General features: G+C 63.6%; 24 protein-coding genes. 14 read left to right on the top strand and 10 right to left on the bottom strand.

What is annotated here, in order from left to right; translation table 11 throughout:
* Nucleotides 1-48: 48 nt before the first annotated feature.
* Nucleotides 49-312: a hypothetical protein gene (locus AC6H0N_RS07420; protein ID WP_497573458.1), complete on the top strand. Its 264-nt coding sequence runs from the start codon at nt 49-51 to the stop codon at nt 310-312.
* 6 nt (nt 313-318) lie between these two features.
* Here AC6H0N_RS07420 and arsC read toward each other — a convergent pair whose 3' ends face one another.
* The 6 genes from arsC to AC6H0N_RS07390 all read right to left on the bottom strand — a co-directional run bounded on the left by arsC (nt 319) and on the right by AC6H0N_RS07390 (nt 7,218).
* Nucleotides 319-663, bottom strand: a complete 345-nt coding sequence (arsC, locus tag AC6H0N_RS07415) for an arsenate reductase (glutaredoxin) (protein ID WP_497573457.1) — start codon at nt 661-663, stop codon at nt 319-321.
* A 60-nt stretch (nt 664-723) separates the two neighbouring features.
* Nucleotides 724-1,005: a peptidylprolyl isomerase gene (locus AC6H0N_RS07410; protein ID WP_497573456.1), complete on the bottom strand. Its 282-nt coding sequence runs from the start codon at nt 1,003-1,005 to the stop codon at nt 724-726.
* Between the two features lie 45 nt (nt 1,006-1,050).
* Nucleotides 1,051-2,232: a formate-dependent phosphoribosylglycinamide formyltransferase gene (purT, locus tag AC6H0N_RS07405; RefSeq protein WP_497573455.1), complete on the bottom strand. Its 1,182-nt coding sequence runs from the start codon at nt 2,230-2,232 to the stop codon at nt 1,051-1,053.
* Between the two features lie 8 nt (nt 2,233-2,240).
* Nucleotides 2,241-3,905, bottom strand: coding sequence for an energy-dependent translational throttle protein EttA (ettA, locus tag AC6H0N_RS07400; protein ID WP_497573454.1), 1,665 nt, complete (start codon nt 3,903-3,905; stop codon nt 2,241-2,243).
* Between the two features lie 125 nt (nt 3,906-4,030).
* Nucleotides 4,031-5,338 (bottom strand): Glu/Leu/Phe/Val family dehydrogenase, encoded by a 1,308-nt coding sequence (locus tag AC6H0N_RS07395; protein ID WP_497573453.1) that lies wholly within the window; start codon nt 5,336-5,338, stop codon nt 4,031-4,033.
* Between the two features lie 137 nt (nt 5,339-5,475).
* Entirely contained in the window at nt 5,476-7,218 is a 1,743-nt protein-coding gene (locus tag AC6H0N_RS07390; RefSeq protein WP_497573452.1) for an ABC transporter transmembrane domain-containing protein, read from the bottom strand.
* 417 nt (nt 7,219-7,635) lie between these two features.
* On the opposite strand from AC6H0N_RS07390, the gene AC6H0N_RS07385 reads away from it, so the two are divergent.
* Nucleotides 7,636-8,163, top strand: coding sequence for a hypothetical protein (locus tag AC6H0N_RS07385; RefSeq protein WP_497573451.1), 528 nt, complete (start codon nt 7,636-7,638; stop codon nt 8,161-8,163).
* 128 nt (nt 8,164-8,291) lie between these two features.
* Here AC6H0N_RS07385 and AC6H0N_RS07380 read toward each other — a convergent pair whose 3' ends face one another.
* On the bottom strand, nt 8,292-8,816 hold the full coding sequence (locus AC6H0N_RS07380) for a cupin domain-containing protein (RefSeq protein ID WP_497573450.1): 525 nt from the start codon (nt 8,814-8,816) through the stop codon (nt 8,292-8,294).
* A 130-nt stretch (nt 8,817-8,946) separates the two neighbouring features.
* Between AC6H0N_RS07380 and AC6H0N_RS07375 the strand changes: the two genes are divergently transcribed.
* Nucleotides 8,947-10,272: an SLC13 family permease gene (locus AC6H0N_RS07375; protein ID WP_497573449.1), complete on the top strand. Its 1,326-nt coding sequence runs from the start codon at nt 8,947-8,949 to the stop codon at nt 10,270-10,272.
* Nucleotides 10,273-10,367: 95 nt separating this feature from the next.
* On the opposite strand, the gene AC6H0N_RS07370 is transcribed toward AC6H0N_RS07375, so the two are convergent.
* The 3 genes from AC6H0N_RS07370 to gcvT all read right to left on the bottom strand — a co-directional run bounded on the left by AC6H0N_RS07370 (nt 10,368) and on the right by gcvT (nt 12,986).
* The gene (locus AC6H0N_RS07370; protein ID WP_497573448.1) at nt 10,368-10,979 is read right to left on the bottom strand and encodes a PRC-barrel domain-containing protein; all 612 of its coding nucleotides are present in this window, start codon (nt 10,977-10,979) and stop codon (nt 10,368-10,370) included.
* Between the two features lie 501 nt (nt 10,980-11,480).
* Nucleotides 11,481-11,858, bottom strand: coding sequence for a glycine cleavage system protein GcvH (gene gcvH / locus AC6H0N_RS07365; protein ID WP_497573447.1), 378 nt, complete (start codon nt 11,856-11,858; stop codon nt 11,481-11,483).
* A gap of 39 nt (nt 11,859-11,897) precedes the next feature.
* Nucleotides 11,898-12,986 (bottom strand): glycine cleavage system aminomethyltransferase GcvT, encoded by a 1,089-nt coding sequence (gene gcvT, locus AC6H0N_RS07360; RefSeq protein WP_497573446.1) that lies wholly within the window; start codon nt 12,984-12,986, stop codon nt 11,898-11,900.
* Between the two features lie 117 nt (nt 12,987-13,103).
* Between gcvT and AC6H0N_RS07355 the strand changes: the two genes are divergently transcribed.
* From AC6H0N_RS07355 to infB, 11 genes are all read left to right on the top strand, one after another.
* Nucleotides 13,104-13,991: an alpha/beta fold hydrolase gene (locus tag AC6H0N_RS07355; protein WP_497573445.1), complete on the top strand. Its 888-nt coding sequence runs from the start codon at nt 13,104-13,106 to the stop codon at nt 13,989-13,991.
* Nucleotide 13,992: 1 nt separating this feature from the next.
* Nucleotides 13,993-14,835 carry a 3',5'-nucleoside bisphosphate phosphatase gene (locus AC6H0N_RS07350; protein WP_497573444.1) on the top strand — a complete coding sequence of 281 codons (843 nt, stop codon included), beginning with the start codon at nt 13,993-13,995 and terminating at the stop codon, nt 14,833-14,835.
* Nucleotides 14,836-14,842: 7 nt separating this feature from the next.
* The gene (locus AC6H0N_RS07345; RefSeq protein WP_497573443.1) at nt 14,843-15,475 is read left to right on the top strand and encodes an L-threonylcarbamoyladenylate synthase; all 633 of its coding nucleotides are present in this window, start codon (nt 14,843-14,845) and stop codon (nt 15,473-15,475) included.
* Nucleotides 15,476-15,539: 64 nt separating this feature from the next.
* Entirely contained in the window at nt 15,540-16,199 is a 660-nt protein-coding gene (locus tag AC6H0N_RS07340; protein ID WP_497573442.1) for a site-2 protease family protein, read from the top strand.
* Between the two features lie 16 nt (nt 16,200-16,215).
* On the top strand, nt 16,216-17,418 hold the full coding sequence (locus AC6H0N_RS07335; RefSeq protein ID WP_497573441.1) for a tryptophan--tRNA ligase: 1,203 nt from the start codon (nt 16,216-16,218) through the stop codon (nt 17,416-17,418).
* Nucleotides 17,419-17,469: 51 nt separating this feature from the next.
* Nucleotides 17,470-18,300, top strand: a complete 831-nt coding sequence (locus AC6H0N_RS07330; RefSeq protein WP_497573440.1) for a segregation and condensation protein A — start codon at nt 17,470-17,472, stop codon at nt 18,298-18,300.
* Complete coding sequence (gene scpB, locus AC6H0N_RS07325) at nt 18,281-18,874, top strand: SMC-Scp complex subunit ScpB (RefSeq protein WP_497573439.1); 594 nt, start codon at nt 18,281-18,283, stop codon at nt 18,872-18,874. The genes AC6H0N_RS07330 and scpB overlap by 20 nt, the downstream gene beginning before the upstream one ends.
* The gene (gene rluB, locus AC6H0N_RS07320) at nt 18,816-20,012 is read left to right on the top strand and encodes a 23S rRNA pseudouridine(2605) synthase RluB (RefSeq protein ID WP_497573438.1); all 1,197 of its coding nucleotides are present in this window, start codon (nt 18,816-18,818) and stop codon (nt 20,010-20,012) included. The genes scpB and rluB overlap by 59 nt, the downstream gene beginning before the upstream one ends.
* Before the next feature lie 122 nt (nt 20,013-20,134).
* Nucleotides 20,135-20,563, top strand: a complete 429-nt coding sequence (gene rimP / locus AC6H0N_RS07315; RefSeq protein WP_497573437.1) for a ribosome maturation factor RimP — start codon at nt 20,135-20,137, stop codon at nt 20,561-20,563.
* A 25-nt stretch (nt 20,564-20,588) separates the two neighbouring features.
* Nucleotides 20,589-22,064 carry a transcription termination factor NusA gene (gene nusA / locus AC6H0N_RS07310; RefSeq protein ID WP_497573436.1) on the top strand — a complete coding sequence of 492 codons (1,476 nt, stop codon included), beginning with the start codon at nt 20,589-20,591 and terminating at the stop codon, nt 22,062-22,064.
* A 13-nt stretch (nt 22,065-22,077) separates the two neighbouring features.
* On the top strand, nt 22,078-24,876 hold the full coding sequence (gene infB / locus AC6H0N_RS07305; RefSeq protein ID WP_497573435.1) for a translation initiation factor IF-2: 2,799 nt from the start codon (nt 22,078-22,080) through the stop codon (nt 24,874-24,876).
* The last annotated feature ends 2 nt before the right edge of the window (nt 24,877-24,878 follow it).

The following is a 24,878-nucleotide window of genomic DNA, read 5'->3' as shown; positions in this document are numbered from 1 at the left end:
GCACCCATGTGGTGGTGTCGCACCCCCGTATTCCACCGGATCATCGCGATGAAGAAAACCGACCTGTACAAGAGCCTGAAACTCAAGATCGACGGCCAGATGAAGAACGCTGGCACCCCTGACCGCTTCGGCCAGGCGGGCGTGCCCGACCGCAAGGAGCAGCGTCGGCTGGATCAGGAGAAAGGGCTGATTCCGTTTGCCGTGAAGATCGAATCGACCCTGGCAGCCGAGCTGCGCACCGCCGCTCAGGCGCGGGGTGTCGAGCTCAACGAACTGGTCGGCGAACTGCTGCGCAAGGGCCTCGCCGGCTGATTGCGGTCAGTCCTGCAGCAAGTCCAGTACGTTCTCCGGCGGGCGCCCGATCACGGCGCGCTCGCCGCTCACGACGATGGGCCGTTCGATCAGCACCGGATGGCGCACCAGCGCGTCGAGCCAGTCGTCTTCGCTCATGGTCTTGTCCGCGTATTCGGCCTTGCAGACTGCTTCGCCGGTGCGCACGAGTTCGGACGGCTGCATGCCCAGCTTGGCGAGCAGGGCGACGAGGTCGTCGCGCGACGGCGGGTTATCGAGATAGCGGATGACTTGCGGCGTAATGCCGCGCTCTTCCAGCAGCGCGAGTGCGCCGCGGCTCTTTGAGCAATGGGGGTTGTGGTAGATCAGCATGTATTCAGAAGCGACGGGGAACGGGCGCCGGTGCGCGTGGCTCCCCGCCGGCTGCTTCTATCAGTCGTTGCGTGCGGTGACTTCGAGCAGGTGGTAGCCGAACTGGGTCTTGACCGGGCCCTGAACTTCGTTGAGCGGGGCCGAGAACACGACTTCGTCGAACTCACGAACCATCTGGCCGCGGCCGAAGCTGCCCAGTTCGCCGCCACGACGGCCGGACGGGCACTTGGAATGCTCCATGGCGAGCTTGATGAAGTCTTCGCCGTTGGCGATGCGCTCTTTCAGTTCGAGGCACTGGGCTTCGGTGTCGACGAGGATGTGACGGGCGGCGGCTTGGGTCATGTGACAACTCTCCGGGGTGTTGTGCCGGTCTGGCCGGCGTTGAAATCAGAATTCGACGTGTACGGCCCTGGCTGAGCGCAGGGCTTTTTCTTTTGCGGCTTCGACCGACTCATCCAGCGCAAGGGCCACGCCCATGCGGCGACGGCCGTGCACGGCCGGCTTGCCGAACAGGCGCAGCGAGGTATCCGGCTCGGCCAGCGCGGCTTCGAGATTGCCGAACGCGGTCTGCTCGGAGTCGCCCTCGACCAGGATCACGGCAGAGGCCGAAGGGCCGTGGAAGCGCACGGACGGAATCGGCAGGCCCAGAATCGCGCGGGCGTGCAGCGCGAACTCGGACAGATCCTGCGAGATGAGTGTTACGAGCCCGGTGTCGTGCGGGCGCGGCGAGACTTCGCTGAACCACACCTGATCGCCCTTCACGAACAACTCCACGCCAAACAGGCCGCGGCCGCCCAGGGCATCGGTGACGGCCAGCGCGATGCGTTCGGATTCGGCCTTCGCCTTGTCGCTCATGGCCTGCGGCTGCCAGGATTCGCGGTAGTCGCCGTCTTCCTGACGATGGCCGACCGGCTCGCAAAAGCTCGTGCCGCCGACATGACGCACGGTCAGCAACGTGATCTCGTAATCGAAATCGACAAAGCCTTCGACGATGACGCGGCCCTTGCCTGCGCGGCCGCCTTCCTGCGCGGTTTCCCACGCTGGGCGCACATCGGCGGTCGAGCGAAGCACGCTCTGGCCCTTGCCGGACGAGCTCATTACCGGCTTCACAACGCACGGAAAACCAACAGCTTCCACGCCCGCGGCGTAGTCCTCGAAGGTGTCGGCAAAGCGGTAGGGCGAGGTCGGCAGGCCGAGCTCTTCCGCAGCCAGGCGGCGGATGCCTTCGCGGTCCATCGTCAGTTGCGTGGCGCGGGCCGTCGGCACCACGGTGTAGCCCTCGGCCTCCAGCTCCACCAGCGTTGCGGTGGCGATGGCCTCAATCTCCGGCACGATGTACTGCGGCTTTTCCTGCTCGATGACGGCGCGCAGTGCCGCGCCGTCGAGCATCGAGACTACGTGGCTGCGATGCGCCACCTGCATGGCGGGGGCGTCGGCGTAGCGATCAACGGCAATCACCTCGCAGCCCAGGCGCTGCAGCTCGATGGCGACTTCCTTGCCAAGCTCGCCCGAGCCGCACAGCAGCACGCGCGTGGCGGTCGGGGAGAGCGGGGTTCCGATTCGGGTCATGCGAGCGCTCAGCGCGTGATCGGCTTGTAGCGGATGCGCTTGGGCTTGGCACCTTCCTCACCCAGGCGCTTCTTCTTGTCTTCCTCGTATTCGCGGAAGTTGCCTTCGAAGAAGGTCCATTGCGAGTTGCCCTCGGCGGCCAGGATGTGCGTGCAGATGCGGTCGAGGAACCAGCGGTCGTGCGACACGATCAGCGCGCAGCCAGCGAATTCCAGCAGGGCGTCTTCGAGTGCGCGCAGGGTTTCCACGTCGAGGTCGTTGGACGGCTCGTCCAGCAGCAGCACGTTGCCGCCGGCGATCAGCGTCTTGGCCAGGTGCAGACGGCCACGTTCGCCGCCGGACAGGTTGCCGACGATCTTCTGCTGGTCGCCGCCCTTGAAGTTGAAGCGGCCGATGTAGGCACGGCTCGGCATTTCGAACTTGCCCACGGTCAGGATGTCGGCGCCTTCGGCGATGGCCTCGAACACCGTCTTGTCATCGGGCAGGCCTTCACGCGACTGGTCGACCGAGGCGAGCTGCACCGTCGAGCCGATGTCGATGGCGCCGGAGTCGGGCTTGTCCAGGCCGCGGATCATCTTGATCAGCGTGGATTTACCCGCGCCGTTCGGGCCGATGATGCCGACGATGGCGCCCGGCGGAATGCTGAACGACACATCGTCCATCAGCAGCTTGTCGCCAAAGGCCTTGCTGACGCCGTTGAAGTCGATGACCTTGTCGCCGAGCCGTTCGCCCAGCGGAATGAAGATTTCCTGCGTCTCGTTGCGGCGCTGGTATTCCACCGAGGACATTTCCTCGTAGCGCGACAGACGCGCCTTGCTCTTGGCCTGGCGCGCCTTGGGGTTGGAGCGCACCCAGTCCAGTTCCTGCTTCATGGCCTTCATGTGGGCCGCTTCCTGCTTGGATTCCTGCTCCAGGCGCGCGCCTTTCTGCTCCAGCCAGGACGAATAGTTGCCCTTCCACGGAATGCCGTGGCCGCGGTCGAGTTCGAGAATCCACTCGGCGGCGTTGTCGAGGAAGTAGCGGTCGTGGGTGACGGCCACCACGGTGCCGGGGAAGCGCGTCAGGAACTGCTCCAGCCACTCCACCGATTCGGCGTCGAGGTGGTTGGTGGGCTCGTCCAGCAGCAGCATGTCGGGCTTGGAGAGCAGCAGCTTGCACAGCGCCACGCGGCGCTTCTCGCCACCGGACAGGTTGCCGACAACGGCGTCCCAGGCGGGCAGGCGCAGCGCGTCGGCGGCAATTTCCATCTGCGTTTCGGTGTCGCTGCCGGCGGCGGCGAGCACGTTCTCGTACTTCGCCTGCTCTTCGGCCAGCTTGTCGAAATCGGCGTCGGGTTCGGCGTAGGCGGCGTAGATCTCTTCGAGCTTCTGCTTGGCCTCCATGATCTCGCCCAGGCCGGCTTCGACCTCTTCTTTCACCGTCTTGGCGGGATCGAGTTCCGGTTCCTGCGGCAGATAGCCGATACGCGTGCCGGCCAGATGCTGCACCTCGCCGTCGTATTCCTTGTCTACGCCGGCCATGATGCGCAGCACGGTCGATTTGCCCGAGCCGTTCAGGCCGAGCAGGCCGATCTTGGCGCCTGGAAAGAAAGAGAGGGAAATATCCTTGATGATCGTCCGCTTGGGCGGGACAACCTTGCTCACGCGGAGCATCGACATCACGTACTGGGCCATGGAAAACGCTCGATCCTGCAGATTGCTAAGGCCCGGAGTCTACCACTGCAACTGCGGCTACGGCCCGCCCCCGGCGCTGCACCCAGTTCGCCGGGTTTGCGCCGGTTTTGAGCCGCATGCGCGCCTCAGCAACCGAAGTCGCTCGCCGTGCCGCGCTGAGCGATGGCCTCGGCGATGCGGCCAATGCCTTGCAGATAGGCCGCCGTACGGTAGTCCACGTCGTCCTTGTCGGCACGGTCCATCACGCGCTCGGCTTCACGCGCAATGCGTTCGGCCATGCGCGCGTTGACGGTGTCTTCGTCCCATTGTTCGCCGATGCGGTTTTGCATCCATTCGAGGTGGCTGACGATCACGCCACCGGTATTGGCCAGCACATCAGGCAGCACGGGAATGCCACGCTTGGCGAGGCTTGCATCTGCGTCGCTGGTGACCGGGCCATTGGCGATTTCCAGAATCAGACCGGCACGCACCTTGTCTGCGTTGTCGGCGTGGATCTGGTCTTCCAGCGCGGCGAGCACCAGCACGTCCACGTCCAGCGCGAGCAGCTCGTCCTGGCTCATCGGCGTGGCGCGCTCGCACTCGCACATCACGGATTCCTCGCAATAGACCATGCCCTTGAGCTCGCGTGATTCGTTCTTGTGACGCCAGATCGGCTCCGGGCTGAGGCCTTCGGCGTCGAAGATCGCGCCCTTGGAATCCGATACCGCGACGATGCGGTAGCCGCATGCATGCGCAAGCCGCGCAAAGTGCGCGCCTGCATTGCCAAAACCCTGCACGGCCACCGTGGTGTCTGCCGGCTTGCGGCCCTGGCGTTTCAGCCACATGTCGAGCACCTGCAACGCGCCGCGGCCGGTGGCTTCCACGCGGCCTGGCGAGCCGCCCAACGCCAGCGGTTTGCCGGTGATCACGCCGGGCTGCTGACGCCGCGTAATGGTCTGGTATTCGTCGGCCATCCAGCCCATCACTGTGGGGTTGGTGTTCACGTCGGGCGCGGGGATGTCGCGGTCCGGCCCGACCACGTCGGCCACCGAGCGCATGTAGGCGCGCGACAGGCGTTCCAGCTCCAGGCGCGAGAGCTTCTTCGGATCAACCGCCACGCCGCCCTTGCCGCCGCCGAAGGGCAGGTCGACCACCGCGCACTTGATCGCCATCCAGAACGCCAGCGTCGTGACTTCTTCGCGATTCACCGCCGGATGAAAGCGCACACCGCCCTTGGCCGGCCCGCGCGTGGTGTCGTAGTGCACACGCCAGCCGGTGAATACCTCCAGCCGCCCGTCATCCATGCGCACCGGGATGCCCACCTGCAGCGCAAGCGTCGGCTGGGCGAGGCGAGTGCGCACGTCGTCGGCCACGTTCAGTCGCGAGAAGATGTTCTCCAGGCGCGACAAGGCATCGTCGAGCAGGCTGTGCTCGGGTTCGTGTTTGCGGCTCATGGGCGTCCTCCGTCGGGTTGTTGCCCTGTCCGACATTGGCGGGCACGAAGGTTCCCGCGCAAATGCAGCCGAATGTCACAGGAGTGGAGCGCAGTAGCGTAGTGCGCAATAACCGAAGGGCATTGCGCCGCATGTGGCTATGCCGTGAATTGCAGCCGTGCCAGATGCGCGTACAGCCCGTCCTGCGCCATCAACTCGGCGTGCGTGCCGGTCTCGACAATGCGTCCGGCGTCGAGCACCACGATGCGGTCGGCGCGCTGCACGGTGGCCAGCCGATGGGCAATCACCAGCGTCGTGCGGCTCTGCATCAGGCCGTCGAGCGCGGCCTGCACCAGGCGCTCGCTCTCGGCGTCCAGCGCCGAGGTGGCTTCGTCCAGCAACAACACCGGCCGGTCGGCCAGTATTGCGCGGGCAATCGCAATGCGCTGGCGCTGCCCGCCCGAGAGCTTCACGCCGCGCTCGCCCAGATCGGTGTCGTAGCCTTGCGGCAGGCGCTGCACGAATTCGTCCGCGTGGGCGGCCTTGCAGGCGGCCAGCACCTCGGCCTGGGTGGCGTCGGGGCGGGCATAGCGCACGTTGTCGGTCACGCTGCCCGAGAAGATCACCGCTTCCTGCGGCACCAGCGCAATGTGGCCGCGCACTTCCTGCGGGTCGGCATGGTTCAGTGGCACACCATCGAGCAGGATGCGTCCTGCGTCCGGGTCATAGAAGCGCAGCAAAAGCTGGAACACCGTGGTCTTGCCGGCGCCCGACGGGCCGACCAGCGCTACCGTCTCACCCGGCGCAACGTCCAGCGTGAAATCGTCCAGCGCCGGTGTATCGGGCCGTGACGGGTAGTGGAAACCAGCGCCTTCAAAGCGCAGCTCGCCGCGCGGCGGCTGCGGCAAGGCCACTGGGTTGGCCGGCGCGCGAATGGCCGGCGTGGCGTCGAGAATTTCCATCAGCCGCTCGGTCGCGCCCGAAGCGCGCTGCAACTCGCCCCATACCTCCGACAGCGCCGCCACGCTGCCGGCCACCAGCGCCGCGTAGAACACGAAGGCCGAGAGTTCGCCGGCCGTGATGCGGCCAGCCAGCACGTCGTGCCCGCCAATCCACAGAATGAAGGCAATCGCCCCGAACACCAGCAGCATCACCGCGGCCACCAGAATGGAGCGGGTCTTCACGCGCCGCCGCGCGGTCGCAAAGCTTGCCCCGATCAACCGGCCGAATTCGTCGCGGTCATGCGGCTCGTGGCCGTAGGCCTGCACGATGCGGATCTCGTGAATCGTTTCGTCAATGCGGTTGCCCAGATCCGCAATGCGGTCCTGCGACTCACGTGCGAGTTTGCGAACCTTTCGCCCGTAAAACAGGATCGGCACGATCACCAGCGGCACGCCGATCAACGTCAGCAGCGTGAGCTTGAGGCTGGTCGTGAACAACATGATCAGCCCGCCCACCAGCATCAGCAGATTGCGCAGCGCAATCGACAGGCTGGAACCCACCACACTCTCGATCTGCGCTGTATCGGCCGTCAGCCGCGAAATCACTTCGCCCGTACGCCCGGCCTCGAACCACGACGGCGGCAAGCTCAGCAGATGGTCGAACACCTTCCGCCGCAGATCCGCCGTAATCCGCTCACCCAGCCACGACACGTTGTAAAAGCGCGTGAAGGTCGCCGCCGTCAGCACCACGATCACCCCAAACATCGCCGCCAACGTGCGATCCAGCCACTCCGGGTTGCCGGCCGAAAAGCCTTGGTCGATGACTGCGCGCAGGCCCTGGCCAACTGCGAGCATGGCCGCCGCTGCGACTATCAACGCGAGCGCTGCAACGCTGACGCGCGCCTTGTAGGGGCGCAGCATTGCAGCGAAGAAGGGAAGGGCGGAGAGGGGTTTGGACATGGTGGCCTAGGTGAGGTGAGCGGGCATTCTACGACCGGAGTGGCCGCACTCGGTTCGGAAAGCCGGAGTGGTAATTTCCGCAGGAAATTGCGCCGGATGTTAGGTCGTCTGAATTGAAGATAGACTGCAGACTGATATGTTCTGGGATAAACGTGGTCTGCCACTGCTTTTCGAAAGTTTCAGGGAGCTGGGGTAAATCGTCATGGGCAGAGTGGATTCGGAGGCGGAGATGGCTGGAAGTAAGCGTGCCGAGAAACTGGTTTCTGCTGGAGAAGTTCTTGGTCGGAAGCTGTTGAAGGCTGTGCGGGAGATGAAGACCGGTCAGTCAGCGCGGGGCAGGAAAGGCACAAGTTTTTGCGCTGAAGCGGATGAGACTCGCCGCGGCGGGAAATGCAGCAAAAGCCGGAAGGAAATGCCATGACGGATGACCCTCAGAAGATTTCGAGAGACGATAGCGTTGACTCGAAAGTCGAGAAGTTTCTTGCGGGCCTCGAAAAAAAAGGAATGAATATTCCGTCTAGAATCTCTGAAATTTCGGGGCTCCCTGTAAACGATTTCCACAATCTTAGGCAAGAATTAGATGGACGGAAGTTGGTATTGCAAAGATTTACCATCCACCGTGAAGTTTTGGTCGAAGAAGTGGTGACGGATCCGAGCGAGAAGGTGGGTTTTCTTAATTCGATTCCAATAGTGGCCATTTTGACAGCTATAGGGGTGTTATGGCTGTCATTCAGTGTGTCGGCGTGGTTCTTCTTGGGGATTATCTTCCTTCCTATTCAATTTATGGCATTCGTCAGAAAGGCCAGCGGGAAGTATGATAGAAAGGTCCTCAAAGCAGCTCTCACATCGGAGAAAGCGTTCTGCTTGCTCTATCGCTTGGGACAGATCAGTTTAGCTAATCCACAAACGAACGAGGTTTGGTACTGGAGTTCAGACAATCGATAAATTGATTCGCGGTTTGGGTGCTTTCGCGATTCGTAATCTATCCGCGGTAATAGAAAAAATACGGAACAGACCACGTTTTTCTTTGGTGAAAAAGGCGAACGAATTCTGACATTTTCAGTTCAAATGCCTCATTCAAGCCCAACAATATCCACCACCAACGCCCTCACCACCTCCCCCGAAACATTCTCCCACCAGTGCGCCACCCCCGATTTCTCAATGGCCACATCCCCCTTGTTGCGCACCACCGGCTCGGCCTGATCATTGCGATGCTCGACAATGCTGCCGCTGAGAATCAGCGCGTAACCGGGGCGTTGCTCGTGTGCGTGAATGGCAATGACGCCGCCGGGCTCGATGGTGAACACCCGTGCGCGCATCTGGCGGCCCTGCATGGCGGGGAATTCTTCGCCCAATTCGATGACGCCCAGCGTTTCGATTGACGTGACGCCGCGGGTCTTGATCGCGCCGGTGAGGCCGCCGACGGTGGCCGTGAGCGGACTGGCTGCGGCCAGTGCCGAGTCCGTTTTCGCAACCAGTTCAGCTGCCTGCGGCGGATGCGTTTCGTGACCGGGGTGGGCGAGGGCGCCATTGCCGGCGAGCAGTGAAACGAATGCAAATAGCGCGGTGAAGTTTGCGGACGCAGCGACTTGGCGCATTGGCGGAGCTCCGGCGTGGTCAGGAATGTGCAGAGGGCATTGTGCATTCTTGCTGAAGCAGGTGAAACCGCGACCCGGTGGCCTGGCGGGTACGCGTGGGGCGCAATGTGCTGCGCTATAGTCCTACGCCATGCGCATCCTCCATCTCTTCATCGCCGCCTTCATCTATTTCGCCCTCGGCACCATGTTCGAGGCGCACATCGGCCCGGCCGGCGCGGGGCTCGCGATCATGCTGGCGATTGCGTGGTTGTGGATCAGCGAGGCGCTGCATGTGAGCGTCACGGCGCTGCTGGTGCCGCTGCTGGCGGGTACCAGCGGGATTCTGGCTTTCGATCAGGCGCTGCTGCAGTTTGCCGATCCGGTGATCTTTCTCTTTCTCGGTGGTTTTGCGCTTGCGGCCGGCCTGCGGCAGCAGGGGCTGGATCGCTGGATGGCGGCGTGGGTGATCGGCAAGGCGGGCAACCGGCTGGACCGGGCGGCGCGCTATCTGTTCTGGGTCACGGCGCTGCTGTCGATGTGGATCAGCAATACGGCCACGGCAGCGATGATGTTGCCGCTGGCGCTCGGGCTGCTGTCGCCACTCGACCCGCAACGGCATCGCTCGACGTGGATTTACGTGCTGCTGGGTGTGGCCTTCTCGGCCAACATCGGCGGGTTGGGCACGATGGTGGGCAGCCCGCCGAACATTCTCGCGGCGACGTACGCCAACATTTCCTTTGCGCAGTGGATGAGCTGGGGCGTGCCGCTGGTACTGGTGATGATGCCGGCGATGGAGTGGGCGCTGCGTGCGAGCCTGCAGCCGCAACTCGATGTGGAGGTGCAGCCGCCGGAGCAGGCCGTGCAGTGGCGCCGGGCGCACTTTCTGATGCTGGGCGTGTTCGTGCTGACCGTGCTGCTGTGGATTGTCGGCGCGCCGGTTTCCAACCTGATCGGGATGCCGCGCGGTTACGAGGCGGCGGTGGCGCTGTTGGCGCTGGTGTTGCTGCACGCGCTCGGGCTCGCAAGCTGGAAGAACATCGAGAAGAGCGCCGACTGGGGCGTGCTGCTGCTGTTTGGCGGTGGCCTGACGCTGAGCCGCGTGATTGCCGAAAGCGGGGCGGGCATGTGGATGGCGGGCGAGTTGAGCATGCTGTTCGCGGCCATGCCGGTGATCGTGGTGCTGACGCTGATGATTGTCTTTGCGCTGGCGCTGACCGAGGTAACCAGCAACACGGCCAGTGCGGCGCTGTTGATTCCGGTGTTTTTCGCGCTTGCGCCGACCATCGACGTCTTGCCGATTGCGGTGAGTGTGGCGGTAGCCACGTCATGCGCCTTTCTGCTGCCGGTGGCGACGCCACCGAACGCCATTGTGTTCGGCAGTGGCCATGTGCCACAGCGAAGCATGATTGTCGCCGGGCTGTGGGTCAGTGCCGCGGTCTTGCCGGTGCTGATCGTGCTGGCCGCGGTACTGGTCTGAAGCTGCGCTGCCGGCCAAGTGCTGGCATGAATGAAAACGGCAGAGGCTTTTGCCTCTGCCGTCTGTCGCTTTATTGCAGCCTGACCGGCCGCGGATCAATCACGCAATGCAAATTCCGGAGCCGCTTCCAAGGCTTCTCGCGTCGCCTTGACGCGCAGATCCCGCTTGTCGGAGTTTTTGGGTTTCGTGATCTCGGTCCAGCCAATGGCTACGTTCTTCTCGCCGATCCCCAGGAAGCCGCCGACGCCGACGACAACCGCGACGACGTGGCCGTTTGAGTCGATGATGAGATCACTCACCGCGCCGATCTCTTCGTCGCCCAGCGTTGTGACCGTAGCGCCGATCAGTGCGCTGGCATGCGTGCCATCCTTGGGCGCAGCGCCCAGATAACCCGGATGCTTGGTATCGAGGTCACCGCGCGGGCTGACGCGATCGGTGCTTGTCGGCGGCTGCTTGCGATCCGATGCAGCGGGTGTTGAGGGCGAGCTGGAACGCTGCTTGTTCATCTCCGGTGCGGGCTTTGTCTCGCTCGGCCCTTGGCGCTCTTCGGGAGGCATGGCAACCCGCGCGTCCTGATCCTCTGAAGTGACGGTTTGCTCTTGATTGGGCGGCGGCGATTTTTCGAGTTGGGCGAACACAGGGCTTGCACCAATAGCCATCACTGACACGGCCAATACGGAATAGGCGAACGAATGCATCTTCTTCATATGGATCTCCTTTTAGCTGGCGCGTTGATCGGAAAAGTTCTTTCTGAACGGGCGCTTCACCACAGTTCATCTGCCACGGAATCATTGAGGGGAGGCGAATTGGATCGCCATGAAACGTGGGACCCAGAATGAACTGACAAGGTCCACAGTAGCAGTTGCGCATTCCATTTTCAGACACGCAAAGACGGGAATGCGCAGAGTCAGAAGTGCGCAGAAGATTGGCCGAAAAATGACGCAAGGCCGCGTCTGCAAAGGAACAGGGCGAGTTAGGCGCGTACCCGCCACTTGGAGAAAATGGCGGTAATTCGCTTTGAGATGGAGATGAAACTCTTTGTTTTCAGCAGCCGCCTGAGATCGCGTGCACTCAAACAACGTTTGCTTGAAAGCAGTGGGTTTGCGAGGCGGGTGCTACCGAAAAATGCAGAGAGCGACACATCCGCGGCGCACTTGGCGCGGACATGTCCAGCGCCGACCGCGTCGGCGGCCGGCGTGGGTGGAACGTCAGCCGATTTCCTTTTGGTAGGCGGCGGCGTCGAGCAAGCCGGACAGGTCCATTGCGTCCGGACGGATGCGGAACAGCCAGGCCTCGTACGGAGCATCGTTGACGCCTTCCGGTGCATTCGTGATGTCGTCGTTGACGGCAACTACTTCGCCCGTGAGCGGCGCGTGGATGTCCGAAGCCGTCTTGACCGACTCGACCACCGCACAGGCTTCGCCCGCTTCGACCCGGCGCCCGACCTTGGGCAGCTCCAGGAAGACGATATCGCCGAGTGCTTCCTGCGCGTGATCGGTGATGCCGACGGTAACCGTGCCGTCGGATTCCTCACGCACCCATTCATGAGTGATGGCGTAGCGCAGGTCGGTGGGGAGCTTGCTCATGGGGTTCTCCGGGTGCTCTGTTCGGGTAAAGGGGAATTGTCAGACCAGTGGTTTGCCGTCGCGCACGAAGGGCGGTTCGACGACACGCGCGGCAATGCGTTCGCCGCGCAGGGCGATTTCGACTGTTTCGCCGGCTTGCGTGCCTTGCGGCAGATGCGCAAAGGCGATGCCCGTGGCCAGCGTGGGCGACCACACCGCGCTGGTCGTGACGCCGGTGCCACGCGTGGTGATGACGGGCATTTGCGCTTCGGGCTCGGGTGCATCGAACATCAGCCCCATGGTGCAGGCGATCCAGGGCTTGTCTTCCAGCGCCTGGCGACCGACGAAATCACGTTCGGGGTCGGAGAAGTCGATGGTGCGTACCAGCCCTACATCAAGCGGCGTGTTGCGTTCGTTCATGTCCTGTCCGTACTGGCGGAAGCCGGCTTCCAGCCGCAGCGTATTGCGGGCAGTCAGGCCGCAGGGCCGCGCGCCGGCTTTGAGCAGACCTTCCCACATGGCTTCGGCACGGTAGATCGGCACGCCGATCTCCAGTCCATCCTCGCCGGTGAAGCCGGTGCGGGCAATGAACAGGTCCGAGAGGCGCACGGCCAGAAAGGGCGCGGGAATGCCGCGCGAGGTGTTCAACTCGGGAATGGCGCGCATCGCGCGATCGATGGCCTGCGGCCCCTGAATGGCGAACAGCGCAAGGTCGTTGCGCGTGCCGAGCGAGACATTGGAGCCGCTCTGCGCAATGCGCTTGCGCATCCAGCGCACGTCGCGCTCGGCATTGCCGGCGTTGGCGACGAGGCGGAATTCGCCGTCCGAGATGCGATGCACGATGAGGTCATCGAGAATCTGGCCGTCGTCGTCGAGCAGGCACGAATACAGCGTGCTGCCGGGGCGCTTGAGCGCGGCCACGTCGTTGGCCAGCAGTTCGCGCAGAAAGGGCGTGGCGCCGGCGCCGGAGATTTCCAGCGTGACCAGATGCGATACGTCGAACACGCCGGCGGCCTGGCGCACCGCGTGGTGCTCGGCAATGGCGTCACCGTAATCGGCCGGCATCTCCCAGCCCGCGAGGGCAGTCATGCGCGCGCCGACGGCGAGGTGGGCGGCATGCAGCGGAGAGGTTCTGAGCGGGACGGTCATCGGGCGTTCTCGGGTGTCTGCGTGGCGGAAACGGCCCGCCGGCAGGGCGGCGGCACGATAGCACCGGCTACGTTGCACCGCAACGTAGGGGCCGGCTCACACGGTATCATCCTTCTCATGAAGCCATTCGAGTGCCATTTTTACGAGCTGCGCGGCATTCGCGTTCATGTGCGCGAGTGGGGTCGTCGCGGCGCGCCGATGCTGGTCATGCTGCATGGCTGGTCAGACGTCGGCGCGACTTTTCAGTTCGTTATCGACGCCTTCAAGAACGACTGGCATGTGGTTGCGCCCGACTGGCGCGGCCACGGCCTGAGCGGGCGCGGGGACGACGCTTACTGGTTTGCCAATTACCTGGGCGATCTGGACGCGTTGCTGAATCTCTACAGCCCGGACGCCCCGGTGCGCATGGTCGGCCACAGCATGGGCGGCAACGTGGCGCACATCTACGCCGGTGTGCGGCCCGAGCGGGTGAGGGCGCTGGCCACGCTGGAATCGCTGGCGCGGGCGGACCGTCCCGCCGACGAAGCGCCCGAGCGTTGCGCCACCTGGCTGGATCAGCTCGCGACGCGCAAGGCGCCGCGCACCTACGACAGCGTGGAAGCACTGGCTGTGCGTCTGCGCCGCGCCAACCCGCGCCTGACCGAGGCGCGCGCGCACTTCATGGCACAGCACTACACCGAGACGGATGCAGCCGGTGGCGTGCACATTGCCGTCGAGCCGGCGCACCGCAACGTGCAGCCGGTGATGCACCGCCGTGCCGAAGCGGAAGCCTGCTGGCGCCAGATCACCGCGCCGGTGCTGTGGCTGATGCAGCCGGGCACGCACTGGCGCGAGATCCGCGGCATTGACGCAGCCGCCTATGAACACACCCGAAGCTGCTTTGCGAACCTGCGCGAAACGCCGATTGCCGATTGCGGGCACAATATGCAGCATGACCAGCCCGAACGCGTGGCGGCCGCGATCGAAGCCTTTCTGGCCGAAGTCGCGCCTTACCAGGCCGGATGAAATGAACGCATTCCCCCAAAACCCTGATCTGCACTGCCATTCCACCGCATCCGACGGTTGGCTTCCGCCCACCGATGTGGTGCGTCGTGCGCACGCCAACGGCGTGGACATGCTGGCGCTGACCGACCACGACACGCTGGGCGGGCTGGACGAAGCCGGTGCCGAAGCCGCGTTGCTGGGCCTCACGCTGGTCGCCGGCGTCGAGATTTCGGTGAGCTTTGCGACCGAAACCGTGCACATCGTCGGACTTGGCGTCGATCCGCAGGATGCGGCGCTCAAGGCCGGGCTCGCCACCCTGCGCGAAGGGCGCCAGGAGCGCGCGCGCCGCATGGGGCAGGCGCTGGCCGACATCGGCCTGCCCGGCGTGTACGAAGGCGCGCTGAAGTTCTCGAAGAATCCCGAGATGGTCGGGCGTGCCCACCTTGCGCGTCAGATCGTGGCCTGCGGACGCATGCCCGACGTCGGTACGGTGTTCCGCCACTATCTGGCCAAGGGCAAGCCGGGCTACGTCGAGCACCAGTGGGCAAAGCTGGAAGACGCCGTGAGCTGGATTCGTGGCGCGGGCGGTGTGGCGGTGATCGCCCACCCGGCGCGTTATCGGCTGGACGACATCGGCATGGAGCATCTGTTCGATCGGTTCCTCGCGTGCGGCGGGGAGGCGGTGGAGGTTGTGACGGGATCGCACTCCGACGACGAAGTGCGTCTGTACGCCGACATCGCCCGCCGTCGCGGCATGCTGGCGTCGCGCGCGTCGGATTTTCACGGTGTCGAGGAAAGTCGCATTGATCTCGGGCAGTGCCCGCCGCTGCCGGACGGGCTTGAGCCCGTGTGGTCACGTTTCTGAGTTCGCCATGTCCCAGTTTTTCAGCGTCCATCCCGAACACCCGCAAGCCCGCCTGATGAAGCAGGCAGCGGATATCGTGCGCGGCGGCGGGTTGATCGTGTTCCCGACCGATTCCGCTTACGCGCTGGGCGGGCAGATGGGCAACGCCGATCTGCTGGCGCGCATCCGCCGTGTCCGAGATGTCGATGAACGCCACCATTTCACGTTGATGTGCCGCGATCTTTCCGAGATCGGCACCTACGCCCGCGTCGACAACACGCAATACCGCCTGCTCAAGGCGACCACGCCGGGCACCTACACCTTCATTCTCGAAGGCACGCGTGAGTTGCCGCGCCGGCTGATGCATCCCAAGCGCAAGACCATCGGCCTGCGCGTGCCGGATCACCCGGTGGTGGCTGCACTGCTGGCCGAACTGGGCGAGCCCTTGCTCACCAGCACGCTGCTGTTGCCGGGTGACGACCTCCCGTTGACCGACGCCGAGGACATCCGCGACCGTCTCGGAAAGCAGGTCGATCTGGTCATCGAGGCCGGTTTCTGTGGCCCCGAGGCGACCAGCGTGATCGACCTGACCTCAGGTTCGCCCGAGCTGATTCGTGCCGGCAAGGGCGATCTCACGCCGTTCGGCCTGGACGCCGCCTGATGCCCGATGCCGGGCCGAAACCCCTCTCTCTGCTAGAATCCGGCGTTTTCAAGCCGCAGGGCTTATGGAAACGCTGATATCCACCCTCGCGATCTGGGCCTTGCCCGTGCTGCTGGCGATCACGCTGCACGAAGCGGCGCATGGCTACGTCGCTCGGTATTTTGGTGACCCGACCGCGGCGGAGGCCGGGCGCATCACGCTCAATCCGTTTCGCCACATCGATCTGGTCGGCACCATTCTCGTGCCGGCGGGCATTCTTGGCATTTCCATCCTGTTCGGCAGTTCCGGCATGTTGTTCGGCTGGGCCAAGCCGGTGCCGGTGAATTTCTCGCGCTTGCGCAACCCCAAGGCCGACATGCTGTGGGTGGCCGCAGCCGGCCCCTTCGTGAATCTGGTGATGGCCTTTGGCTGGGCGATCGTACTCAAGCTGGTGGTCAGCGCCGAGCCGGGTATGTACACCGATGCGCTGGCGCATATGTCGATCGCCGGCATCACCATCAACGCCATTCTGATGTTCCTCAATCTGCTGCCGCTGCCGCCGCTCGATGGCGGGCGCATTGCAGTGAGCCTTTTGCCGAACCGATTGGCGTGGAATTTCGCGCGCATCGAGCCCTACGGCTTCCCGATCCTGTTGATTGCATTGTTCTCGGGTATCCTCGGAGCCATTCTCTGGCCGATGATTTCCGCATTCCGCAGCCTGATTTCGACCATTTTCAGTTTCTAGACCAAGCAAAAAAGCCATGTACGCAGAACGCGTTCTCTCCGGCATGCGACCGACCGGTCGTCTGCATCTCGGCCACTATCACGGCGTGCTCAAGAACTGGGTGAAGCTGCAGGAGGAATATCCCTGTCTGTTCTTCGTTGCCGACTGGCACGCCCTGACCACCAATTACGATTCACCGCAGGTGATCGAGGAAAGCGTGTGGGACATGGTGGTGGACTGGCTTGCTGCCGGTGTCGATCCGGCGCAGGCCACGCTGTTTATCCAGTCGCGTGTGCCCGAACACGCCGAGCTGCATCTGCTGCTGTCGATGATGACCCCGCTGGGCTGGCTGGAACGCGTGCCGACCTACAAGGATCAGCAGGAAAAGCTCAGCAACAAGGACCTGTCGACCTACGGCTTCCTCGGCTATCCGCTGCTGCAATCGTCCGACATCCTGATCTATCGCGCTGACAAGGTGCCGGTGGGCGAGGACCAGGTGCCGCACGTCGAGATCACGCGCGAAGTCGCGCGCCGCTTCAACCATCTGTATGGCCGCGAACCCGGTTTTGAAGAGAAGGCGCGCGAAGCGGCACGCAAGCTCGGCACCAAGCGCTCGCGCCTGTATTTCGAGCTGCGCACGCGTTTCCAGCAGGAAGGTGATGAGGCCGCGCTGGAGCAGGCACATGCCGTGCTGGACGAAGCGCAGAACCTCAGCATGACGGACCGCGAACGCCTGTACGGCTATCTCGAAGGCAGCAGCAAGATGATCCTTGTCGAGCCCGAAGCGCTGCTGACCGAGGCCGCGCGCATGCCGGGGCTGGACGGACAGAAGATGTCCAAGAGCTACAACAACACCATCTTCCTGCGCGAAGACCCGGATTCGGTCACCAAGAAGATTCGCACCATGCAGACCGACCCGGCGCGTGTGCGCCGCACCGATCCGGGTGATCCGGCCAAGTGCCCGGTGTGGCAGTTCCACGTGGTGTATTCGGACGATCCGACTCGCGAGTGGGTGCAGCAGGGCTGCCGCAGCGCCGGCATCGGTTGCATCGAATGCAAGCAACCGGTGATCGACGCCATCGTCGCCGAGCAAAACGTGATGCGCGAACGCGCCCAGCCTTACATCGAAGATCCGAGCATGGTGCGCAACGTCATTGCCGACGGTTGTGAGCGCGCGCGCAAGCTGGCGCAAGAGACCATGCGCGACGTGCGCGAGAGCATGGGGTTGTCGTACTCGTGATCGCCCGAGCCGCATCCGGCGCTTGCGGTGGCAACGCGCGTTCGGGATAGAATGGAGCGCCCGCTCGATCTGGCGCCGGTAGAAACCGGCGCACAACTTGATGCGGTGGCGCGGCTGTATGGCGCGCCGATGCTCGAACTGCCGAAGGACCTCTACATCCCGCCCGATGCGCTGGAGGTGTTTCTCGAGGCCTTTGAAGGTCCACTGGACCTGCTGCTGTACCTGATACGCAAGGCGAATCTCGACATCCTCGACATTCCGATGGCGCCGCTGACGCGCCAGTATCTGGGCTATGTCGAGGCCATGCGGCGTCACAATCTCGAGCTTGCGGCCGACTATCTGCTGATGGCGGCGACGCTGCTGGAGATCAAGTCGCGCATGCTGTTGCCGCGCCCCAAGCGCGTCGACGACGATGACGAGCACGATCCGCGCGAAGAGCTGGTGCGCCGGCTGCTCGAGTACGAACAGACGAAACTCGCTGCATTGCGGCTGGAGGCGCTGCCGCGCATCGGGCGTGATTTCGACGCCGTCGGCGTGATGGTCGTCGAACGTATCGTCGAACGCCTGCCGGAAGTGAGCCTGCACGATCTGCAGCTTGCCTGGCTGACGCTGATGAAGAAGGCAAAGCTGACCCAGCACCACACGGTGCGGCAGGATGAACTGTCGGTGCGCGAGCACATGAGCCTGATGCTGCGCCGGCTGGCAAGCGGCGACTTTGTGGCCTTCGAGGCGGTATTCGATCTGACGCACGGTCGCGCCGGGCTGGTGGTCGGGTTTCTGGCCATGCTGGAACTGGTCAAGGAGCGGCTCGTGGTCGTAACCCAGATGGAGCCGATGGCGCCGATCTACGTGAAGCTTGCCGATGCTGCTGAACACGCCTGAGGACTACAAGCGGGTCATCGAGACCGCCTTGCTGGCAGCCAGCAACCCGCTGGCCACGAGTGATCTGCGTCGCATGTTCGAGCCCGACCCGGGGCCGGAACTGGTGCGCAAGCTGCTCGACGAATTGCGAGCCGACTGGGATGGACGCGGCGTGGAGCTGGTGCAAGCCGCTTCGGGCTGGCGTTTTCAGACGCGCATCGAGTTCCAGGTGTATCTGGACAGACTCAAGGACGAACGCGCGCCGAAGTATTCGCGTGCCGTGCTGGAAACACTGGCGATCATCGCCTACCGCCAACCGGTAACGCGCGGCGACATTGAGGATATTCGCGGCGTCGCGGTATCCCCGAACGTAATCAAGACACTGGAGTCGCGTGGCTGGGTCGATGTGGTCGGCCACCGCGATACTCCGGGCCGGCCGGCGTTGCTTGCAACCACCCGGCGTTTTCTCGACGACCTTGGCTTGCGCAGCCTCTCCGAGCTGCCGCCACTCGTCGAAATAGAAAGGATGATGGACCTTGTCGAAACCCAGGAAATCGCGCAGCCCGCTGCGCCCGTCGACCAAGAACAAGTCTGAAGACGCCCCGCAGGGCGGCAACCCCGCCATGCGGCCGGATGCCCACAAGTCGGCTCTTGGCGCCTTCAAGCGCGAAGGCCCGCCGCGTGCCCGTCCGCCGCGTCCGGGTGCTGAGCCGCAGCTCAAGCCGGCCTCGTTCGCCGAACCTGAACGCCTGCAGAAAGTGCTGGCGCAGATCGGCATCGGTTCGCGTCGTGAAATCGAGGAGTGGGTGATTGCCGGGCGCATTTCGGTCAATGGCCTGCCGGCTGCGCTGGGCCAGAAGATCGGTCCGGGCGACATCGTCAAGCACAACGGCAAGGTGATTCCGCTCAAGTTCGCCGAGCAGCGCGACTCGCGCGTGCTGATCTACCACAAGCCCGAAGGCGAAATCGTCTCGCGCGACGACCCCGAAGGCCGCCCGTCGGTGTTCGAGCGTCTGCCGATGCTCAGGCGCGGACGCTGGATCGCGATCGGTCGCTTGGACTTCAACACCTCGGGCCTGCTGCTGTTCACCAACGACGGCACGCTGGCCAACAAGATGATGCACCCGCGCTACGAGATGGAGCGCGAATACGCCGTGCGCCTGCTAGGCACGCTGACCGACGAGCAGATCACCTCGTTGACCACCGGTATCGAACTGGAAGACGGTCCGGCGCGCTTTTCTTCACTGCGCGACGAAGGTGGTGAAGGCGTTAACCACTGGTATCGCGTGGTGCTCTCCGAAGGTCGTAACCGCGAGGTGCGGCGCATGTTCGAGTCGGTCGGGCTGACCGTCAGCCGGCTGATGCGCGTGCGCTACGGCCCGGTGGAATTGCCGACGCGTATCAAGCGCGGCATGTGGATGGATATGCCGCAGGAAGAGGTGCGGGCGCTCTCCGGCGACACCACCCCGCAGCGCCAGCAGCGCCCGGAAGAGAAGACCCGGCAGCGTCGCAACGAGGGCAAGGTGCACCGCACTACCGCGCCACAGGGCACGGGCGGGCCGCGCAAGCCGAGAAGCCAGAATGCAGGCGCTCCGCGCAGCCCGAACTCACGGCAGCCAAGTGACAACGCGGCAGCGCCGGCCAGAGAGGGTGCGCCCAAGGACGGCAATCGTGCGCCGCGTAGTGCGAACGGTGGGCCGCAACGCAGCAGAAAGCCGCGCAAAATTGCCTGATTGCCGCGCTGGCGTTATACTTCCGCGCATTCGGCGCAGCCCACACCCGGGATTGCGCTGATCTTCCAGTTGAAATCAACAGGGATGGGCGTTTCGCCCATTTTTTATTTGCGGGCGCGGAAATGAACATCGAAGGTGTCGTCGAGCAGATCGTGAGCGGGCTCGGCTATGAGCTGGTGGACTTCGAAAGCACGCCGAAGGGCCGGCTGCTGCGCATCTTCATCGACATCGAGCGTGGCATCACGGTGGACGATTGCGCGACGGTAAGCAACCAGATCACGCGGGTCTTCGAAGTCGAGAATATCGATTACGACCGGCTCGAGGTTTCCTCGCCGGGGCTGGATCGCCCGCTCAAGAAAGCTGCTGATTTCGAACGCTTTGCCGGGCAGGAAGTGCAGTTGCGGCTGCGCATGCCCATGAACAATCAACGCAATTACATCGGTGTGCTGGCTGGCTTGCAGGATGGCCAGGTACGCCTGACGACGGGGAAGGGCGAAATCGCCATTCCGCTTGAAGAAATTGAAAAAGCACGCCTGGTTCCCAGGTTCTGAGTTTTCGGATGTGGAGGTTTGTTAGATGAGCCGCGAAATACTGCTGCTTGTAGATGCGCTGGCACGTGAAAAGAACGTCGATAAGGACATCGTGTTCGCCGCGCTCGAATCGGCGCTCGCATCCGCGACGAAGAAGCGTATTCACGACGATGCCGACGTGCGTGTCACGATCGACCGCGAAACGGGCGACTACGAGTCCTTCCGTCGTTGGGTGGTCATGCCCGACGAGGAAGTCACCAATGACGAAGCCGAGATGGGCATCATCGACGCACGCGACGAAGATGCCGAGATCGAGCTGGGCGACTACATCGAAGAGGCGCTTGAGCCGATCGAATTCGGTCGCGTCGGTGCCCAGGCTGCCAAACAGGTCATCCTGCAGAAGATCCGCGATGCCGAGCGTGAGCAAGTGCTCAACGACTTCCTCGAGCGCAAGGAGCACATGGTCTCCGGCACGATCAAGCGCATGGAACGTGGCAACGCGATCATCGAGATCGGCCGTCTGGAAGCCGTGATTCCGCGCGATCAGATGGTGCCGCGTGAAAACCTGCGCGTGGGCGACCGCGTCAAGGCTTTCCTGCTGCGCATCGACCGCAATGCGCGTGGCCCGCAACTGATCCTGTCGCGCACCGCGCCGGATTTCCTGGCCAAGCTGTTTGAACTGGAAGTGCCGGAAATCGAGGAAGAGCTGCTGGAGATCAAGGGCTGCGCCCGTGACCCCGGCCTGCGCGCCAAGATCGCCGTGCATTCGCACGATCCGCGCATTGATCCGATCGGCACCTGCGTGGGCCTGCGTGGCTCGCGTGTGACTGCCGTGCGTAACGAGATTGCCGGCGAGCAGATCGACATCATCGTGTGGTCTGCCGACCCGGCCCAATTCGTCATTGCTGCGCTGCAGCCTGCCGAAGTGGTGTCCATCGTGGTCGACGAAGAGAACCACAGCATGGACGTGGTGGTGGACGAGAACAACCTCGCCATCGCCATTGGTCGCAGCGGCCAGAACGTCAAGCTTGCTTCTGAGCTGACTGGCTGGACGATCAACCTGATGAGCGAAGAGGAATCGGCGCAGAAAGCCGATGCCGAGCGTGGCGAACTGCGCGACCTGTTCATCAGCAAGCTCGATGTGGACGAAGAACTGGCCGACATCCTGATCGACGAGGGTTTTGCGTCGCTCGAGGAAATCGCCTATGTGCCGCTGGCCGAAATGCTCGAGATCGAAGCCTTCGACGAAGCAACCGTGAATGAACTGCGCGATCGCGCACGCAACGTGTTGCTGACCGAAGCCATCGTCACCGAAGAGCAGCTCGAGCACGTTGCCGAAGACATGCTTTCACTCGAAGGCATGGATAAATCACTGGCCGCAAAACTGGCTCAGAACGACGTGCGAACGCGCGACGATCTGGCTGATCTGGCCGTCGACGAACTGGTGGAATTGGCCGGCATTCCGGCCGACCGCGCCGCCGCACTGATCTCGGTTGCGCGCGCGCACTGGTTCGAAGAATGAGGGGAGGGATTCAATGGATGAAATGAGCGTTACCCAGTTTGCCGGCGAGCTGAAGATGCCGGCCAACGTGCTGCTCGAGCAATTGCAGAAGGCTGGCGTCGCCAAGGGCGGGGTTGAGGATCTGCTGACCGAGCATGACAAGGCACGTCTGCTGGATTATCTGCGTCGTTCGCACGGTGAAACCCAACCCAAGGGCAAGATCACGCTGACGCGCAAGCAGACCTCCGAGATTCGCGCCACGGATTCGTCCGGTCGTGCGCGCACGGTTCAGGTCGAAGTCCGCAAGAAGCGCGTGTTCGTCAAGCGTGACGAGCTGGCCGGCGATGCTCCGGCCGTGCCCGAACCCGAGCTGGAAGTCGAAGACCTGCCCATGGTTGCGGAAGCGCCCGAGCCGATTCCGGCGCCGGTCGAAATTCCGGAACCTGTCGCGGTGGAGCCGGAAGTTGAGCCGGTTCAGGAAGCAGCTCCGGAAGAGCCTGCGCCTGCTCCCGCCCCCGCACCGGTCGAAGCTGAAGCCCCCGCGGCTGAAGAGCCTGAGGTGGTTGCCGAAGCGCCGGAAGAGGCCGCTGCGGCTCCGGCAGTACGCAAGAAGACGCGTATTTCCACCAAGGCCATTCTGTCCGCTGAAGAAATCGCCTCGCGTGAAGCCGAAGAGCAGCGCATGCGCGCCCTGCGTTCGCGCCAGGAAGCCGACATCAAGGCTCGTCAGGAGCGTGACAGCGCTGCTGCTGCCGCCCGCGCTGCAGCTGCTGCTGCGGCCGTGCTGGCCGAGCAGACGCCAGCCCCGACGGAAGAAGAACGTCGTGCGGCCAAGGGCCCCAGCGGCACCTTGCATCGCCCGGCCAAGACCGAAGAGCGCGGCGATGCCAGCAAGGATCGTCGTGGTCGTGCAGCGCCGGCCGAAGATGCGCCGAAGTCACGTCGTGGTCTGAAAACCCGTGGCGATCTCGCCGGTGGTGGTAACTGGAAGGGCGCCCGTGGTGGCGGCCGAGGTGGTCGTGGCAGCAGCAACCGCAACGACCAGACCAACTTCCAGGCACCGACCGAGCCGATGGTGCGTGAAGTGCACGTGCCGGAAACCATCACCGTGGCCGATCTGGCCCACAAGATGGCGCTCAAGGCGACCGAGCTGATCAAGGCGCTGATGAAGATGGGATCCATGGTCACCATCAACCAAGTGCTGGATCAGGAAACCGCGATGATCCTGGTCGAAGAGATGGGCCACAAGGCCTTTGCCGCAAAGCTCGACGATCCGGACGCTTTCCTCGAAGGCTCGGAAGACCTGCATGCCGATGCCGCGCTGATTGCGCGTGCGCCGGTGGTCACCGTCATGGGTCACGTCGACCACGGCAAGACCTCGCTGCTCGACTACATCCGTACCGCCAAGGTTGCGGCGGGTGAGGCCGGCGGCATCACGCAGCACATCGGCGCCTATCACGTCGAAACGCCGCGTGGCATGGTCACCTTCCTCGATACCCCGGGTCACGAGGCCTTTACGGCCATGCGTGCTCGCGGTGCCAAGGCGACCGACATCGTCATTCTGGTGGTTGCAGCCGACGACGGCGTGATGCCGCAGACGCGCGAAGCCATCCACCACGCCAAGGCAGCAGGTGTGCCGCTGGTGGTGGCGGTGAACAAGGTCGACAAGCCGGATGCAAACCCCGAGCGCGTCAAGCAGGAACTGGTCTCGGAAGGCGTTGTGCCGGAAGAGTACGGCGGCGACGCGATGTTCGTCAGCGTCTCGGCCAAGACCGGCCAGGGCATCGACGAGCTGCTCGAAGGCATTCTGCTGCAAGCCGAAGTGCTGGAACTGACCGCGGCAATCGAAACCCCGGCCAAGGGCCTGATCATCGAAGCGCGCCTCGACAAGGGCCGTGGCCCGGTCGCTTCGCTGCTGGTGCAGTCCGGCACGCTGCGTAAAGGCGACGTGTTGCTGGTCGGCGCGACCTTCGGCCGCGTACGTGCCATGCTCGATGAGAACGGCAAGCCGATCGATTCGGCGGGTCCGTCGATTCCGGTCGAAATTCTGGGTCTGTCGGATGTGCCGGCTGCCGGTGACGAAGCCATTGCGCTGGCCGACGAGAAGAAGGCGCGTGAAATCGCGCTGTTCCGTCAAGGCAAGTTCCGTGACGTCAAGCTGGCCAAGCAGCAGGCCGCCAAGCTCGAGAACATCTTTGACCAGATGGGCGAGTCCGAGGTCAAGGCACTGCCGCTGATCGTCAAGGCCGACGTGCAGGGTTCGCAGGAAGCGCTGGTGCAGTCGCTCAACAAGCTCTCGACCGACGAAGTACGTGTCAACGTCATCCACGGCGCGGTCGGCGGTATCACCGAGTCGGACGTCAACCTGGCTCAGGCCTCGGGCGCCGTCATCATCGGCTTCAACACCCGGGCCGATTCCGGTGCGCGTCGTCTGGCCGAGACTTTCGGTGTCGACATCCGCTACTACAACATCATCTACGACGCCGTCGATGACGTGAAAGCAGCGCTGTCGGGCATGCTCTCGCCGGAAAAGCGCGAGAACATCATCGGTATGGTCGAAGTGCGTCAGGTTTTCCGCGTGCCGAAGATCGGCGCGGTGGCCGGTTGTTACGTCACCGAGGGCATGGTCAAGCGTGGTTCGCTGGTGCGGGTGTTGCGCGACAACACTGTCATCCACAGCGGCGCGCTCGAATCGCTCAAGCGCTTCAAGGAAGACGCCAAGGAAGTGCGCTCGGGTTTCGAGTGCGGCCTGTCGGTTCGCAACTACAACGACATCGCGGAAGGCGACCAGCTGGAGATCTACGAGATCCAGGAAATCGCCCGTACGCTGTAATC

Source organism: Pseudazoarcus sp. NS34 (assembly GCF_059703725.1).
Note: the sequence above shows the minus strand (reverse complement) of the source record. Positions and strands in the feature narration are given on the sequence as shown.